This window comes from Rhizobium sp. TAL182, assembly GCF_002117725.1.
Taxonomy (GTDB): Bacteria; Pseudomonadota; Alphaproteobacteria; order Rhizobiales; family Rhizobiaceae; genus Rhizobium; species Rhizobium esperanzae.
Genome location: NZ_CP021024.1, coordinates 3372531 through 3389326 on the forward strand (window position 1 = coordinate 3372531; position 16796 = coordinate 3389326).

The window sequence follows — 16796 nt, forward strand, 5'->3', positions numbered from 1 at the left end:
ACGCCGAAAATTAATTTGCAATCGGCTGCGCCGCCTCTTCCTGCATCTTGTCGATCTGCCGGCGGATATGGGCGGCTTCCGCCGCCGAATGGGCAAGCGCGATGGCATGGTCGAAGGCTTCGCGCGCCTGGCTGGTCAGACCAAGCTGCTTCAGCAGACCGCCCCGCAGACCGTGATAATAGAAATAGCCCCGGAGCTTCTCTCCGAGCGGATCGATGAGATCCAGCGCCTCCTGCGGCCCGCGCAGCTTGGAAACAACGACCGCCCGATTGAGCGTTACGACGGGCGACGGCTGAACACGTTCCAGCGCGCGGTAGAGCAGATCGATTTCCACCCAGTCCGTATCTTCGGCGCGTTTGGCGCGGGAATGGATGGCGGCAATGGCCGCCTGCAGCTGATAAGGTCCGGGTTGGCGGTGGCGCAGCGCCTTGTCGAGCAGCGCCAGGGCCTCGTTGATGAAAAGCTGGTTCCAGAGAGAGCGGTCCTGATCCTCGAGCAGCACGATCTCGCCTTCGGCGCTGAACCGCGCTGGCCGGCGCGAGATTTGCAGAAGCATCAGCGCGAGCAGTCCCATCAGTTCGGGTTCGGCGGGAAAGATCCGCAGCATCAGCCGCGCGAGCCGGATCGCCTCGTCGCTGAAGGCTGCCGCCTCATGTCTGGGGTCGGCCTGACTGTAGCCCTCGTTGAAGATCAGATAGATCATGGTACTGACGATCGAAAGCCGCTCCGCCCGCTCCTCGGGGCTCGGCGTTTCGAAAGGCACGCCCGCCTTCGCGACACGCGCCTTGGCCCGGGTGATGCGCTGCTCCATGGCGCTTTCGGAGACCAGGAATGCGCGCGCGATCTGCGGTACCGAAAGGCCGGACACGATGCGCAGCGCCAGCGCGATCTGCTGGGTCGCCGGCAAATCGGGATGGCAGCAGATGAAGAGAAGCCGCAGGATATCGTCGCGATAGTGGGAATCGTCCAGCCGCTCGGCAATGTCGCTTTCGGCATCCTCGGTATCGGATATGACGTCCTCGTCCGGGAGCGCCTGGAGCTTTGAGCGTTTGCGCACCGCATCGATACCGCTGTTGCGACCGACGAAAATGAGCCAGGCCGTCGGATCGCGCGGCGGTCCCTTTTCCGGCCATGTCCGGATCGCCCTGAGGCATGCCTCCTGGAACGCCTCTTCCGCGGTATCGAGATCGCGGAAATAGCGCAACAGCGCGCCGAGCGCCTTCGGGCGGGCAGAGGCAAGCGCGAGGTCGATCCAGGCAATGTCGGTCATGATGCAGCATCTCCCGGCCTGAACACGTAGAAAGGCCGAATTTCGTAAGAGGTGGAGCCGGGATTGACGGCGGATAGCTGTTTCGAGAAGGCGACTGCCTCCTCCAGCGTATCGAAATCAACCACGTAGAAGCCGAGAAGCGCCTCTTTCGTTTCCGCGAAAGGCCCATCGATGACGAGAGCTTCGTCCTTGCCCTTGCGCACGGTCGTCGCCGCCGTCGTCGGCATCAGCCGGCCGACAGGCCCCAGCTTGCCGGCTTTGGCAAGCGGCTCCTGCACGGCGTAAAGCTTTTCCATGACGGCAGCCTCCTCCTCCTTGCTCCAGGCGAAGACGGTTTCCTCATGGGCGTAACAAAGGATTGCATAAAGCATCGGTCACTCCTCTTTCCGAATGACGAAGGAGTAACCGCTTACCCGACAGACCGCATCAAAAAATTATTGACGAAGTGGAAGCGCCATCTGCTTGCCGCCGAGCACCCGCACATGGGCTCGCCACGCCCTGAGTTGAGTCTGACAGCGCGGATTCTCATTGAAGGGCGCTATGTCGCAATCTACGAACTCATGCCTTACGGCATCTTCGTCGCTGCAGTGGTATACGGCCCGCGATGTCGAGAACTGGTTGAGCTGACAGGAACACCTGTCCTTTCGTCACCCCTCGCTCAATGTCCGCCTGACCGCATTCTTCCAGCCCTTGAGCTTTGCCGCCCGCGCCTTCTCGTCCATGTCGGGCTCGAACCGCCGATCGCGTTTCCACGTCGCCGAAAAGCCGTCCCTGTTAGGCCAGACCCCCGCCTGGCTGCCGGCGAGCCAGGCTGCGCCCAGCGCCGTCGTCTCCAGGATCACCGGGCGGTCGACCGGGGCGTCGAGCAGGTCGGCGAGGCGCTGCATCGTCCAGTCGGAGGCGACCATGCCGCCGTCGACGCGCAGCACCGTATCCTCGGCGCCGTTCTTCCAGTCCTTCTGCATGGCGTCGAGCAGGTCGCGGGTCTGGTAGCAGACGGCTTCGAGCGCCGCGCGAGAAAGCTCCGCTGGACCACTGTTGCGCGTCAGCCCGAAAATCGCGCCGCGCGCCTGGGCATCCCAATATGGCGCGCCAAGCCCGGTGAAGGCCGGGACGAGATAGACCTCCTGCGTCGGATCGGCCTTTTCGGCAAGCACATTGGTCTCGGCGGCATTACCGATGATGCGAAGCCCGTCCCGCAGCCATTGCACGGCAGCACCCGCGATGAAGATCGAACCTTCGAGCGCATAGGTCGTCTCGCCGTTCAGGCGGTAGGCAATGGTGGTCAGCAGCCGGTTTTTCGAACGCACCATATCGGCGCCGGTATTGAGCAGCGCAAAACAGCCGGTACCGTAAGTCGATTTCAGCATGCCAGGCGCAAAGCAGGCCTGACCGATGGTCGCCGCCTGCTGGTCGCCGGCGACACCAAGGATCGGGATCGCGGCGCCGAAAATCTCCGGATCGACCGTGCCGAAATCGGCGGCGCAGTCCTTGACCTCAGGCAGCATGGCGGCCGGCACTCTCAGAATGTCGAGCAGATCCTCGTCCCATGCATTTTCGGCAATGTTGTACATCAGCGTGCGTGAGGCATTGGTCGCGTCGGTCACGAAGCTCTTGCCGCCGGTGAGGCGCCAGATCAGGAACGTGTCGATCGTCCCGAAGCAGAGATCGCCTCTGGCCGCACGCGTCCGCGCCCCCTTCACGTTGGCGAGCATCCAGGAGAGCTTCGTACCGGAGAAATAGGGATCGAGGATGAGGCCGGTTTTCCTGGTAAAAACCCGCTCCAGATCCTGCCGTTTCAGGTTGTCGCAATAGCTTGCCGTGCGCCGGTCCTGCCAGACGATGGCATTTTGGATCGGCCGGCCGGTCTCGCGCTCCCAGACGACCACGGTCTCGCGCTGGTTGGTGATGCCAAGCGCGGCGATGTCCTTCGCCGTCAGCTTCGCTTCGCGTAGCGCCATCTTGACGGTGGCGACGACCGAATCCCAGATCTCCTCAGGGTCATGCTCGACCCAGCCGGAGCGCGGATAAATCTGGGTGAATTCCTTCTGGCCCTTGCCGACGACCTGCATGTCGCCATCAAAAACAATCGCCCGTGTCGACGTCGTTCCCTGATCGATCGCCAGAACATATCCGCTCATGAAATCCCTCTCCCTAGAGCAATTCCAGCAAAAGTGCGCAGCAGTTTTGGGTCCGGAATTACGTGGAACAAAGAGATAGAGCATTTCCGTGATTCGGAGAAAAACGGAAATGCTCCACGCCGATTATCATGACAAATCAATAGGCCACGGATGCGAGCGAGAAAAGCCAATAAAGCGGAATTGCCAGCCAGCCGGCTTTGGGAATAACCTCGCGGCTAACGCTGCGACGCAGCATCGGCATTCAGGGAGAAACAGCATGAGCAGATCAGTCGTCGTCACCGGTTCCACCAGCGGCATCGGCCTTGCGATCGCCACCGCCTTCGCCGAAGCCGGCGACAATATTGTCATCAACGGTTTCGGAAACGCCGATGAAACCAAGGCGATCGTCGCGCGGCTTGAATCATTGTCGAAAGGCGGGGCGATCTACCATCCGGCCGACATGACCAAGCCCGCCGAGATCGCCGACCTGATCGAAACGGCGGCAAAGACCTTCGGCACCGTCGACGTCCTCGTCAACAATGCCGGCATTCAGCATGTCGAGAAGATCGAGGATTTCCCGACCGAGAAATGGGATCAGATCATCGCCATCAATCTGTCGAGCTCCTTTCACACCATGCGCGCCGCCATTCCGCTGATGAAGGCTAGGAAGCATGGCCGCATCATCAACATCGCCTCGGCCCACGGGCTCGTCGCCTCCCCCTTCAAATCCGCCTATGTCGCGGCAAAGCATGGTATATTAGGCCTTACGAAGACAGCGGCGCTGGAACTTGCCGAATTCGGGGTGACGGTCAACGCCATCTGCCCCGGCTACGTGCTGACGCCGCTCGTCGAAAAGCAGATACCCGATACCGCCAAGGCGCGCGGCATGACCGAGGAGCAGGTGAAGAGCGAGGTTATCCTCAAGGCGCAGCCGACGCGTGAATTCGTCAAGGCCGAGGAGATCGGCGCGCTGTCGCTCTACCTTGCGAGCGATGCCGCCCGCCAGGTGACCGGAACCCACATCTCGATTGACGGTGGCTGGACGGCGGCTTAACCATTGGAAAAACAACCGGGAATATCATGAACGACAGCATTCGCTTCATTCTGAATGGCGAGGACATCGACCTTACCGATGTCGGGCCAACCGAGACGCTTCTCGATTTTCTGCGGTTGAAGCGGCGCCTCACCGGCACCAAGGAGGGATGCGCGGAGGGCGATTGCGGCGCCTGCACCGTGCTCGTCGGGCGGCTAGCAGACGGCAAGCTCGCCTATGAATCCGTCAATGCCTGCATCCGCTTCATGGGGTCGCTGCACGCCACGCACGTGGTGACGGTCGAGCATCTGGCCGGCCGGGACGGTGCGCTGCATCCGGTGCAGCAGGCGCTGGTCGATTGCCACGGCTCGCAATGCGGCTTCTGCACGCCGGGCTTCGTGATGTCGCTCTATGGTCTGTGGCTGACGAAGGAAAAACCCAGCCGCCGCGAGATCGAAAAGGCATTGCAAGGCAATCTCTGTCGCTGCACCGGCTACGAGCCGATCGTCAAGGCCGCCGAGCAGGTGAGCCTGATGCGGCCGAGCGCGCTGTTCGACCCGCTGGAGCGCACGCGCTCGGAAATCATTGCACGGCTCTGGGCCATGCAGGCGAGCGGCACCATCCGGATTGCCAAAGGCGAAGACCGTTTGATCGTGCCGGCTTCGGTCCAGGCACTGGCCGAAGTTCTCTCGCAGGAGCCCGAGGCGATCGTCGTTGCCGGCTCGACCGATGTCGGCCTCTGGGTGACGAAACAGATGCGGCGGTTGAGCCCTGTCGTCTTCATCAATCACTTGAGCGAGTTGCAGTCGGTCACGGAGAACGAGGACGGCATCACCATCGGCGCCGGCGTCAGCTATACCGGCGCCTTCGCGGCGATCTCCAAAAAGATTCCGGCGCTCGGGCGGCTGATCGACCGCATCGGCGGCGAGCAGGTACGCAACATGGGCACGATCGGCGGCAACGTCGCCAACGGCTCGCCGATCGGCGACAGTCCGCCGCCCTTGATCGCCCTCGGCGCGACGCTGACGCTGCGCTCCCTGGAAGGCCAGCGCAAAATCCCCCTCGAAGACTTCTTCATCGCCTACGGCAAACAGGACCGCAAACCCGGCGAATTCGTCGAAAGCGTCTTCGTGCCCTATCCCGCCAACAGCCACTTTGCGGCTTACAAGATCACCAAGCGCCGGGACGAGGACATCACCGCCGTGCTCGGCGCCTTCCTGCTGACCCTCGACGACGCGGAGATCGTCACCGACATCCGCATCGCCTACGGCGGCATGGCGGCAACGCCGAAACGAGCTCGTATGGTGGAGGCCGAACTGATCGGCAAACCGTGGATTGAAGCAACGGTCGAGGCCGCCCGCCCTGCCTTCGACACCGATTTCCAGCCGCTCACCGACTGGCGCGCCACGGCGGAATACCGCCAGCTGACGGCGAAGAATTTGTTGACGCGGTTCTATCTAGAAACGGTGGGCGCGCCGGCTGAGCTGAAGCGGTTCGAGGAGGTGGCTTGATGAAGACGGTTCATATTTGCGCAAACCACCGCCCTCATCCGGCTGCCGCCACCTTCTCTCCGCTGGGGAGAAGGGAGTGCCGCGCCGTCGCCTTTCCCCCTTCTCCCCTCGGGGAAAAGGTGCCCGAAGGGCGGATGAGGGGGCCGCACGCCGGAACATCTCCTCTTGAAGGAGGCATCTAATGGACAAATCCACCTTCGAAGATCCCAAAGTCGTCATCTCAGGCCCCATGCACAGCTCGCTGCGGCATGATTCAGCGCATAAGCATGTCACCGGAACCGCCGATTACATCGACGATATTCCCGAGCCCTTGGGCCTGCTGCACGGCGCGCTCGGCCTTTCCGATCGGGCGCATGCCGAAATCCTCAGCGTCGATCTTTCCGCGGTCGCCGCCTATCCCGGCGTCGTCTGGGCCTTCACCGGCAAGGACGTGCCCGGCGTCAACGACACCAGTTCCAACGGCAGCCATGACGAGCCGCTGCTTGCCGAAACTTTGGTTCAGTTTCATGGTCAGCCGATCTTTGCCGTCATCGCCGAAACACGCGATGTTGCGCGGCGCGCGGCACGATTGGCAAAGATCGAATATCGCGAGCTTACGCACTGGCACGATATCGACGGCGCGCTCGCCAACGGCAGCCCGCTGGTCATCACCCCGATGACCTTGCAGCGCGGTGAGCCGGAAACGGAAATGCCCAATGCGCCTATGCGGCTGAAGGGCCAGATGCGCATCGGCGGGCAGGAGCATTTCTACCTCGAAGGCCATATCGCCGTCGCCATCCCCGGCGAGGACGACGAGGTCACCGTCTGGTCTTCGACGCAGCATCCGAGCGAGATCCAGCACATTGTCGGCCACGTGCTCGATATCCCCTCCAACGCCGTCACCGTCAACGTGCGCCGCATGGGCGGCGGCTTCGGCGGCAAGGAAACCCAGGGTAACCAGTTCGCAGCCCTTGCGGCGATCGCCGCCAAGAAGCTAGATCGCGCCGTCAAATTCCGCCCGGACCGCGACGAGGACATGAGCGCCACCGGCAAGCGCCATGACTTCCTCGTCGATTACGAGGTGGGCTTCGACGCCGAAGGCCGCATCCACGCCGTCGATGCAACATATGCGGCCCGCTGCGGCTTTTCCTCCGACCTCTCGGGACCGGTGACCGACCGCGCGCTTTTCCATGCCGATTCCAGCTATTTCTATCCCCATGTGCATCTGCAGTCGAAACCCTTGAAGACGCACACCGTCTCCAACACCGCCTTCCGCGGCTTCGGCGGGCCGCAGGGCATGCTCGGCGCCGAACGTTTCATTGAGGAGATCGCCTACGCCCTCGGCAAGGATCCGCTCGATGTCCGCAAGTTGAATTTCTATGGCCAGCCAGGCTCCGGGCGCACGCTCACCCCTTACCATCAGGAGGTCGAGGACAACATCATCGCCCGTGTCGTCGACGAACTGGAGGAAACCGCCGAATACCGGGCGCGGCGCAACGCCATCATCGGCTTCAACCGCGACAGCCGCTACATCAGAAAAGGCATCGCACTGACGCCGGTCAAATTCGGCATCTCCTTCACCATGACCGCCTTCAACCAGGCCGGCGCCCTCGTCCATATCTATCAGGACGGCTCGATCCACCTGAACCACGGCGGCACCGAAATGGGCCAGGGCCTCTACACGAAGGTGGCGCAGGTGCTGGCCGATAGTTTCCAGGTCGATATCTCCAGAGTGAAAATCACCGCGACGACGACGGCCAAGGTGCCGAATACCTCGGCCACCGCCGCCTCTTCCGGCTCGGACCTGAACGGCATGGCGGCCTTTGATGCCGCCCGGCAGATCAAGGAACGTCTGGTGGCCTTTGCCGCCGAAAAATGGGAGGTGGCGCCTTCCGACGTCGTTTTCCTGCCGAACCGCGTGCGCGTCGGCGAGATCGAGATCTCCTTCCCCGATTTCATCAAGCAGGCCTATTTCGCCCGTGTCCAGCTTTCCGCCGCCGGCTTCTACAAGACGCCGAAGATCCACTGGGACCGCAAAGCCGGGCGTGGGACACCCTTCTATTATTTCGCCTATGGCGCCGCCTGCACCGAGGTCTCAATCGATACGCTGACCGGCGAATATCTGATCGACCGCACCGACATCCTCCACGATGTCGGCCGCTCGCTGAACCCGGCAATCGACCTCGGCCAGGTCGAAGGAGCCTTTGTGCAGGGCCTGGGTTGGCTGACGACGGAAGAGCTCTGGTGGGACGACAAGGGCCGGCTGCGTACCCATGCCCCATCGACCTACAAGATCCCGCTCGCCTCCGACCGTCCGAAAATCTTCAACGTGCGGCTTGCCGAATGGTCGGAGAATGTTGAAGCCACGATCGGCCGCTCCAAGGCGGTCGGCGAACCGCCCTTCATGCTGGCGATCTCGGTGCTGGAAGCCCTGTCGATGGCGGTGGCGAGCGTCGCGGATTACAAGGTCTGCCCGAGGCTGGACGCCCCGGCGACGCCGGAGCGGGTGCTGATGGCGGTGGAGCGGATGAAGCGGGTGTAGGATGCGTCCGGCTGATTTGTTGTTTGGGCAGGACCGGCGGAGAGGGGGTGCCGCAGCCACATACCCATCGGTTGTCTTCCCATGACCGACCTCCACACCTTCCTCGCCGCCCACCCAGAGAGCGTCCTCGTCGACATCACCGGCACGCAAGGCTCCACCCCGCGCGAGGCCGGCGCCTTCATGCTCGTCTCGCCAACCGCATTGTGGAGCACCATCGGCGGCGGCCAGTTCGAGTTCATGGCAATCGCAAATGCACGTGAGATGCTGGCTGGAACCGGCGGAGCCCTTACCATGGACATCCCGCTCGGCCCAGAAATCGGCCAGTGCTGCGGCGGGCGCACGCAACTGCGGTTTCGGCGGCTGACGAAGGCGCTGACGGATGAGCTTGAGGCAAGGCTTGCCGGCGAGCGCCTGCCGGAGGTCTTTCTCTTCGGTGCCGGCCATGTCGGCCGAGCGCTGGCGGCAGCCCTTGCGCCGCTGCCGCTGTCGGTGACGGTCGTCGAAACGAGACAGCAAGAACTCGCGAACCTGCCGGATGAAACCAAGGCCCGGCTCGTGCCAATGCCGGAAGCGTTGGTGAAAGATATTCCCGCCGGCGGTGCGGTCGTCATCCTGACCCATGACCACGCGCTTGATTTCCTCATCGCCCGCGAGGCGCTGGAGAGAACCGACCTCGCCTATACCGGCATGATCGGTTCGGCGACCAAACGCGCCACCTTTGCAAGCTGGCTTTCGCGCGAAGGCGGCGGCGAGCGCGGCTGGATGGAGCGGCTGACGCTGCCAATCGGCGGCTCCGCGGTCAGCGACAAGCGCCCGGAAGTGATCGCCGCGATGACCACCGCCGAGATCCTGACGGCACTCGCGACCTACCGCATGCGCTCGTCCTCGTAATAGGGATCACGCCCGTCGAGAAAACCGAGGTCGCGTTTGACGCGGTCCGGTGTGGCGGAAAGATCGAGCCGCGGCAGACGGCAGAAGCGGTTCGCGCTGCCTGACAACCAGCCGGCAAGGCGCAGGAAAACGCTGCTGATCTGTTGCGGCCGGCTCTCTTCAATAGCATGGCAATCCATGACATCACCTCGTCAGATTGATGGTATGAGTTGCAGTCTGTCGCTAAAAATGCTGCAATTCCAATCGAACGACCGTCTGCCTGCATCAAGAGAACTTATCCATGAAACTCTCGAAACAATTCCCGCTGAATGCGCTGCGCGTCTTCGAGGCCGCCGCCCGGCTCGGCAGTTTCACCAAGGCGGGCAACGAACTTGGCATGACGCAGACGGCCGTCAGCTATCAGGTCAAATTGCTGGAGGAGAATGTCGGCGAGCCGCTCTTCCTGCGCCGCCCGCGCCAGATCGCGCTGACGGAGACCGGCGAGCGGCTGGCGCCGAAGGTCACTGAAGCCTTCGCCATGCTGCATGACGCCATGGCGACGGCGCGCGACAGCGTCGAAGGCACGCTCGCCATCAGTTCGACCCATACCTTCGCGTCGAAATGGCTGGCGCCGCGCCTCGGCTCCTTCCATTTGAAGCATCCGGCGATCGCGGTTCGGTTTCAGGCGACCTCCGACATCATCGACTTCGCCCGCGAGCAGATCGACGTCGGCATCCGCTGGGGCGACGGCGACTGGCCGGGGCTGACGCTGCACCGGCTGATGGGACTTGAATTCACTCCGATGCTGAGCCCGAAGCTGGCGGAATCGGCAGGCGGCATCAGGGAGCCGCGCGATCTCCTGAAATTCGACCTCTTCGACGCCGGGGACATTTGGTGGAAACAATGGTTCGAGGCAGCCGGCGTCACGGAGACGGATCTCGACCGGCGCCCGCGCAACCAGCTCGGCTCGCAGGCGGTGGAAGCCGATGCGGCGATCGCCGGTCACGGCGTCGCCATCCTCCATCCGGCCTTCTACGCGGCCGAAATCGCACTCGGCCGGCTCTATCAGCCTTTTGAACTGACCCGCAGCGACGGCAAAGCCTACTGGCTCGCCTATCCTGAAAATCGCCGCAACGTGCCGAAGATCAAGGCCTTCCGCAATTGGATCCTGGAAGAGATGAAAGCCGCCGGAAGTTAATCCGGCAAACACGTCAGGGCCAATCACGCCGAACCGGACTTGCTCAAAACCCCATTTCCGGCGCGTAGAAGCAGCGCGGCGTGTTCTCGTTGGGGAACAGACAGAGGTGATAATCACCATCGCCGGACTGCATCGCCTTCGTCATCGGCAGCAGAAAAACGTGAGCATGCGTCACCAGCCTGTGGTCGCCCGGCATCAGCGTCACACGATATCCGTTTGGTGTCACCGCGACGCTTTTCGACGGAATCATCTGGCAATCGCCATCATGACTGTCGCCATTGCAACAATAGGGGTCATAACTCCACCCCGAAGGTGCGTCGTGAGCCATCGCCAACGATGCGTATGCCATCATCACACACGTCAGAATGCTGCGCATGGGCATCTCTCCGTCGATGAATGCGCCGCCGATATCCAACGGTTCTTATTATTTCATGCCGGCGGCCTGCAAATCTAACTGTATCCGCGCATCCTAGTTTCAAGATCCGCTAATTTTAGCAGATCCAATATGAGACAGTAATAATGCACGGCCTTCTCGGCAGCTTTTAGGCACGGGACGACAGATCGGCGACGCGCGTCCGTTGATCATTCCGTTGCTCTCTCGGGCTACCGCCGTTACGAAAACCGACGCGCATGTGCGGTTCATCATTCTCCTCTTCCCTCCCCGCCAAAATTTCCGCAATGTCGCGAGTCGGAGGAAGATAGGGGAACTCGATGTATGAATATGCCATAGCATGGGAATGGCTCGCCTTCGCGGCGCGCTGGTTCCATGTCATCACCGCGATCGCCTGGATCGGATCGTCCTTCTATTTCATCGCGCTCGATCTCGGACTGGTGAAACGCCCGCACCTGCCGCCCGGCGCCTATGGCGAGGAATGGCAGGTCCATGGCGGCGGCTTCTATCATATCCAGAAATATCTGGTGGCGCCCGCTCAGATGCCGGAACACCTGACCTGGTTCAAATACGAAAGCTATTTCACCTGGATCTCCGGCTTCCTCATGCTATGCATCGTCTATTACGGCGGCGCCGACCTCTTCCTCATCGACCGGCATGTGCTCGATATCAGCCCGCCGGTTGCAATCCTGATCTCGCTGGGATCGCTCGCCTTCGGCTGGCTCGTCTATGACCTGCTCTGCAAGTCGCCGCTTGGGCGAAATACATGGGGTCTGATGGCGGTGCTCTATGTGGTGCTCGTCTTCATAGCCTGGGGCTATACGCAGCTTTTCACCGGCCGCGCCGCCTTCCTGCATCTCGGCGCCTTCACCGCGACGATCATGTCGGCCAATGTTTTCATGATCATCATCCCCAATCAGAAGATCGTCGTCGCCGATCTGATCGCCGGCCGTACGCCCGATCCGAAATACGGCCAGGTCGCCAAGCAGCGTTCGCTGCACAACAACTACCTGACCCTGCCCGTCATCTTCTTCATGCTGTCGAACCATTATCCGCTCTCCTTCGGAACACAGTTCAACTGGGTGATTGCGGCGCTGGTCTTCCTGATGGGCGTCACCATCCGCCACTGGTTCAACACCACCCACGCGAGAAAAGGCCGCCCGACCTGGACATGGATCGTCACCACCATCCTCTTCATCCTGATCATGTGGCTTTCGACCGTGCCGAAGCAGCTGACCGGCGAGACGGATGCGGCCGCAATCGCGCCCGCCTTCCAGCAATTCGCCGGAAATCCGCATTTTCCGGCCGTCAAGCAACTGGTCTCGACGCGCTGTTCCATGTGCCATGCCGCCGAGCCCGCCTATGAAGGCGTCGTGCGGCCGCCGAAGGGCGTGATGCTCGAAAACGACGCAGAAATTGCCGCCCGTGCCCGAGAAATCTATATACAGGCGGGCCGCAGCCATGCCATGCCGCCCGGCAACGTGACCGATATTACGCCGGACGAACGCAGGCTGCTCGTCGCCTGGTTCGAAAGCGCAGTCGAAGGCAAGAAACAATGACGACGACACTTCTCCGCGGCCGCCTCCTCTCTTTCCATCGCGCGCCGCTGAGTCTCGCCGACAGCCAGAGTTATCTCTACGAGGAAGACGGTGGCCTGCTGATCGAGGACGGGCTGATCGCAGCAGTCGGCCCCTATGCCGACGTCAAGGCGAAAGCCGCCGAGGGCGCGGCCGAGATCGACCACCGCCCGCATCTCATTATGCCCGGCTTCATCGACATGCACCTGCATTTTCCGCAGATGCAGGTGATCGCCTCCTATGCCGCCAACCTGCTCGAATGGCTGAACACCTATACTTTCCCGGAGGAATGCCGCTTCGTCGAGAGCGCGCATGCGCAAAGGATCGCCACACATTTCTACGATGAACTGATCCGCCACGGCACGACGACGGCGGTCGCCTACTGCTCCGTGCACAAGACCTCGGCTGACGCCTTTTTCGCCGAGGCGATGAAGCGCAACATGCGCATGGTCGGCGGCAAGGTGATGATGGACCGCAACGCCCCGCAGGGCCTGCTCGACACGCCGGAGATGGGTTATGACGAGACCCGCCAGGTGATAGCGGACTGGCACGGCAAAGGCCGCAACCACGTTGCCATCACCCCGCGCTTCGCCATCACCTCGACGCCGGCGCAGATGGAGGCGACCTCGGCGCTGGCCCGCGAATTTCCCGACCTGCACATCCAGACGCATCTTTCGGAAAACCACGACGAGATCAAATTCACCTGCGAGCTCTATCCCGAGGCGATCGACTATACCGACATCTACGCCCACTACGGCCTGCTCGGGCCGAAAAGCCTGTTTGGCCACGCCATCCACCTGTCCGAACGCGAGGCCGACGTCATGAGCGAGGCCGGCGCCGTCGCCGTCCATTGCCCGACCTCGAACCTTTTCCTCGGTTCCGGCCTGTTTCCACTGAAGGCGCTGACGCGGCGCCAAAAACCGGTCCGCATCGGCGTCGCCACCGATATCGGCGGCGGCTCCAGCTATTCGATGCTGAAAACCATGGACGAGGCCTACAAGATCCAGCAGCTGCTCGGCGAACGGTTGAATCCGCTGGAAAGCTATTATCTGATGACCCGCGGCAATGCCGAGGCGCTGTCGCTCGCCGACCGGATCGGCACGCTGGAACCCGGCACCGAAGCCGACCTCGTCGTCCTCGACGCGGCCGCGACCCCGGCCATGGCGCTGAAGATGGAAACGGTGAAGACCCTGCCCGAGGAACTCTTCCTCATGCAGACGATGGGTGACGACCGGTCGATCGCGGAGACTTACGTGGCGGGCGTCGCTTTGAAAGCGGTGCTTCGATGATGCCTCTGTTGCTCCCAAGCCTGACACGGCAGATTCCCCATAAACTCATGCGAATTTCATGCTACGGACGATAGCCGCGTCCAGATGTGAAGGGTTCCATTCATGGCCACTCCGCTCACCATCGCCGATCTGAAAAAGCTCGCGCAGCGCCGCGTGCCGAAAATGTTTTTCGACTATGCGGATTCGGGCGCCTGGACGGAATCCACCTATCGGGCGAATGAGAGCGATTTCGGTGAGATCAAGCTGCGCCAGCGCGTGCTGGTGGATATGACCAATCGCACGCTCGAAACGACGATGATCGGCCAGAAAGTGTCCATGCCGGTTGCTCTTGCGCCGACCGGCATGACCGGTATGCAGCATGCCGATGGCGAGATGCTGGCGGCGCGCGCGGCGGAAGAATTCGGCGTTCCCTTCACGCTTTCGACGATGAGCATCTGCTCGATCGAGGACGTCGCCTCAGTGACGACGCGTCCCTTCTGGTTTCAGCTCTATGTGATGAGGGACAAGGATTTCGTCCTCGACCTCATCCGCCGCGCCAAGGCGGCGAAATGCTCGGCGCTGGTGCTGACGGCCGACCTGCAGATTCTCGGCCAGCGCCATAAGGACCTGCGCAACGATCTCTCAGCCCCGCCGAAATTGACCGCGAAACATATCTGGCAGATGGCAACCCGGCCTTCCTGGTGCCTTGATATGCTGCAGACGAAACGCCGATACTTCGGCAATATCGTCGGCCATGCAAAGAACGTTGCCAATGTCGCCTCCGTGCCCAAGTTTGCGCATGAGCAATTCGACCCGCGGCTGTCCTGGGCTGATATCGCCTGGATCAAGGAGCAATGGGGCGGCCCGCTGATCATCAAGGGGATCCTCGATCCGGAAGACGCGAAGGCTGCGGCCGATACCGGCGCCGATGCGATCATCGTCTCGAACCACGGCGGCCGTCAGCTCGACGGCGCCCCCTCGTCGATCAGCATGCTGCCTGCGATCGTCGAGGCTGTCGGCGATCGCATCGAAGTCCATCTCGACGGCGGCATCCGCTCCGGCCAGGACGTGCTGAAGGCCGTGGCGCTCGGCGCGAAGGGCACCTATATCGGCCGCCCCTTCCTCTATGGGCTCGGCGCCATGGGCAAGGACGGCGTCACGCTGGCGCTCGACATCATTCGCAAGGAGATGGACATCACCATGGCGCTCTGCGGCAAGCGCGACATCAACGACGTAAACGCGTCGATCATATCAGGGCGAGGCTGAGAGAAGTCGGCAGCGCCTAGCCGTCGCTCGCATTGAACAGAAGGATCGCGAAAATCACGAGGTAGATGGCGAGCGCAAAACGCTGCCGCCAGACGATGCGGCGCGATCCGGCAATCCGCCTCTCGAGGCCACGCGCGGCCCCGTCAAACTTGCGAAGCTGCATTCGGGACAGCACGTCGTCGACAGCGGCGAGACCTGCAGCCTCTGTCTCGTGGCTCGACGCGAGGCGGAACAACAGCGCATCGAAGAGGAGATGGATCGCCATCGCAAGGACGATCCCGCAGAAAAAGAGCATCAAGAGCCAGCCGAGCGCGGGAGCGAAGCCTCGATATCCCGCGAGGATCGGGCCGAAGGTCAGCGGCAACAGCGCCGTCAGCCCGCAGACAATCGAATTGCGGCCGAGACTTCGCGCCGCCGCCGAAGCCGTGGCATTCCACTGCGTCATTGCAAGCCCTCCGTCACCGCATGGATGCTTTCTTCGGGCAGATGAACACGCCGCCCCGTCCGTTCGATCAGCCGCAGCGCTTCGGCTGGATTTTCACAACGTCGGCTGATGAGCAGCCAATGCACGATGACGCCGGCGCTCCGCTGGAAACCGAGCGCACAGCAGACGAGGACCGGCCCCTGGTGACGCGCGATCTCGATGAGGTTCGCCGCTGCTCGCGTCTGAATCTTGTCGAGGCCCGTAAGATCAAGGGTCGGAAAGCTGCACCAACGCGCAAGCGTCCCGTTTGGGCGCTGAAGTTCACCGGTAATGTCGATCACCGTGGCAAAACGGTCGGCCTCGTGGCGACGCGGAAAACGGCCGAGATGGACGCCGTCAGCGATCACCACGGATGACGGCATTTTCCGGGTCCAGAGCCAAACGTTGATGACAGCGCCGAGCCGGTAGGGTGCCAACAGCCAGCGGCTGGTCAGTGCGGCTCGGCCATCGGCGCGTTTCAGGAATATTTGCGGACCGGCGCCGAAATATCCGACCGCGACGATCGCCAGCGCAACGGCCGGCCAGAGCAACAGAAGTGCTGCCGCCGACAGAGGAGTAAAGAGCGCCGCAAGGCCGAGAAACGCCACGGTGCCGCACAAATAGTAGATGCCGAGTCGGCGCGACTTCGGATCGCCGCTCAAAGCGAAATTGGCGAGAGGGGAAACCGCATTGCGCGGGAAAAGCCAGGTGGCAAGCAGGCCGAGCAGCACGCCCGTCGGTATGTCCATGACGTGATGCTGCCACGTCGTCAGCACGGAGGCGCCGATGAGGAAGCACCAGAAATGCCAGAGAAGCCGCATCCTCCGCGGCAGCCAGCCGCGCAGATGGTCCCAGATCACCACCAGCAGCGCGATATGCAGCGACGGCGCCTGGTTGAACGGCTTGTCGAAGCCGCCGAGGACGGCGAACATGAAACCCGGCAGGCCGCTTGTTGCCGGCCGCACGAAGATTGCTTCGAGCGGAAACGCGATAAAGCAAGCGACAGCGATCAACTGGATCGTCAGATAACGCCTCGCGAGCCTATCCACGTCGCGCGGCGTCGTGTTGATGAACAGGCAGAGCCCGTAGAACAGATTGATCGACCAATATGGAATGATCGTCCAGCCGAAGAACGGAATGGCGCTTTCCCATGCGAAGGCGATGTTCGGCACATGAGCGCGTTGCGAAGCCAGCCAGTTGGCGCCGCCATAGCTCAGATAGAAGAACGGCGCCAGAAAGGCGAGCCAGAGCGCCGCCCGCTTCAGGACCGGCGCTGTCTGCGAAAGAGGAGAACCTGCCTGCCCCAAG

15 protein-coding genes are annotated in these 16796 nt (G+C 62.1%); 8 read left to right on the plus strand and 7 right to left on the minus strand.

Features of this window, described 5'->3' with window-relative positions; all coding sequences use genetic code 11:
* Positions 1-10 precede the first annotated feature (10 nt).
* From Tal182_RS17070 to glpK, 3 genes are all read right to left on the minus strand, one after another.
* Positions 11-1270 (minus strand): RNA polymerase sigma factor, encoded by a 1260-nt coding sequence (locus Tal182_RS17070; protein ID WP_085860184.1) that lies wholly within the window; start codon positions 1268-1270, stop codon positions 11-13.
* Positions 1267-1641, minus strand: coding sequence for a YciI family protein (locus Tal182_RS17075; protein ID WP_085860185.1), 375 nt, complete (start codon positions 1639-1641; stop codon positions 1267-1269). Before Tal182_RS17075 ends, Tal182_RS17070 begins: the two co-directional genes overlap by 4 nt.
* Positions 1642-1917: 276 nt before the next feature.
* The gene (gene glpK / locus Tal182_RS17085; protein WP_085860186.1) at positions 1918-3411 is read right to left on the minus strand and encodes a glycerol kinase GlpK; all 1494 of its coding nucleotides are present in this window, start codon (positions 3409-3411) and stop codon (positions 1918-1920) included.
* Between the two features lie 256 nt (positions 3412-3667).
* Between glpK and Tal182_RS17090 the strand changes: the two genes are divergently transcribed.
* The 4 genes from Tal182_RS17090 to xdhC all read left to right on the plus strand — a co-directional run bounded on the left by Tal182_RS17090 (position 3668) and on the right by xdhC (position 9346).
* Entirely contained in the window at positions 3668-4444 is a 777-nt protein-coding gene (locus Tal182_RS17090) for a 3-hydroxybutyrate dehydrogenase (protein WP_085860187.1), read from the plus strand.
* Positions 4445-4470: 26 nt separating this feature from the next.
* Entirely contained in the window at positions 4471-5934 is a 1464-nt protein-coding gene (xdhA, locus tag Tal182_RS17095) for a xanthine dehydrogenase small subunit (RefSeq protein WP_085860188.1), read from the plus strand.
* Positions 5935-6115: 181 nt separating this feature from the next.
* Positions 6116-8455 (plus strand): xanthine dehydrogenase molybdopterin binding subunit, encoded by a 2340-nt coding sequence (xdhB, locus tag Tal182_RS17100; protein WP_085860189.1) that lies wholly within the window; start codon positions 6116-6118, stop codon positions 8453-8455.
* Positions 8456-8536: 81 nt separating this feature from the next.
* The gene (gene xdhC / locus Tal182_RS17105) at positions 8537-9346 is read left to right on the plus strand and encodes a xanthine dehydrogenase accessory protein XdhC (RefSeq protein WP_085860190.1); all 810 of its coding nucleotides are present in this window, start codon (positions 8537-8539) and stop codon (positions 9344-9346) included.
* On the opposite strand, the gene Tal182_RS17110 is transcribed toward xdhC, so the two are convergent.
* Positions 9322-9525 (minus strand): hypothetical protein, encoded by a 204-nt coding sequence (locus Tal182_RS17110; protein WP_064804226.1) that lies wholly within the window; start codon positions 9523-9525, stop codon positions 9322-9324. The genes xdhC and Tal182_RS17110 overlap by 25 nt on opposite strands.
* 101 nt (positions 9526-9626) lie before the next feature.
* Between Tal182_RS17110 and Tal182_RS17115 the strand changes: the two genes are divergently transcribed.
* Entirely contained in the window at positions 9627-10523 is an 897-nt protein-coding gene (locus Tal182_RS17115) for a LysR substrate-binding domain-containing protein (RefSeq protein ID WP_064804228.1), read from the plus strand.
* Between the two features lie 43 nt (positions 10524-10566).
* On the opposite strand, the gene Tal182_RS17120 is transcribed toward Tal182_RS17115, so the two are convergent.
* Positions 10567-10899 carry a hypothetical protein gene (locus Tal182_RS17120; protein ID WP_085860973.1) on the minus strand — a complete coding sequence of 111 codons (333 nt, stop codon included), beginning with the start codon at positions 10897-10899 and terminating at the stop codon, positions 10567-10569.
* A 335-nt stretch (positions 10900-11234) separates the two neighbouring features.
* On the opposite strand from Tal182_RS17120, the gene Tal182_RS17125 reads away from it, so the two are divergent.
* From Tal182_RS17125 to Tal182_RS17135, 3 genes are all read left to right on the plus strand, one after another.
* Positions 11235-12473 carry a urate hydroxylase PuuD gene (locus tag Tal182_RS17125; protein WP_085860191.1) on the plus strand — a complete coding sequence of 413 codons (1239 nt, stop codon included), beginning with the start codon at positions 11235-11237 and terminating at the stop codon, positions 12471-12473.
* The gene (gene guaD / locus Tal182_RS17130; RefSeq protein ID WP_085860192.1) at positions 12470-13780 is read left to right on the plus strand and encodes a guanine deaminase; all 1311 of its coding nucleotides are present in this window, start codon (positions 12470-12472) and stop codon (positions 13778-13780) included. The genes Tal182_RS17125 and guaD overlap by 4 nt, the downstream gene beginning before the upstream one ends.
* 102 nt (positions 13781-13882) lie before the next feature.
* Positions 13883-15025, plus strand: coding sequence for an alpha-hydroxy acid oxidase (locus Tal182_RS17135; protein ID WP_085860193.1), 1143 nt, complete (start codon positions 13883-13885; stop codon positions 15023-15025).
* A gap of 16 nt (positions 15026-15041) precedes the next feature.
* Here the strand turns inward: Tal182_RS17135 and Tal182_RS17140 are convergent, their stop codons facing one another.
* Positions 15042-15470: a hypothetical protein gene (locus tag Tal182_RS17140; RefSeq protein WP_085860194.1), complete on the minus strand. Its 429-nt coding sequence runs from the start codon at positions 15468-15470 to the stop codon at positions 15042-15044.
* Complete coding sequence (locus Tal182_RS17145; RefSeq protein ID WP_085860195.1) at positions 15467-16795, minus strand: phosphatase PAP2/dual specificity phosphatase family protein; 1329 nt, start codon at positions 16793-16795, stop codon at positions 15467-15469. The genes Tal182_RS17140 and Tal182_RS17145 overlap by 4 nt, the downstream gene beginning before the upstream one ends.
* Between the last annotated feature and the right edge of the window lies 1 nt (position 16796).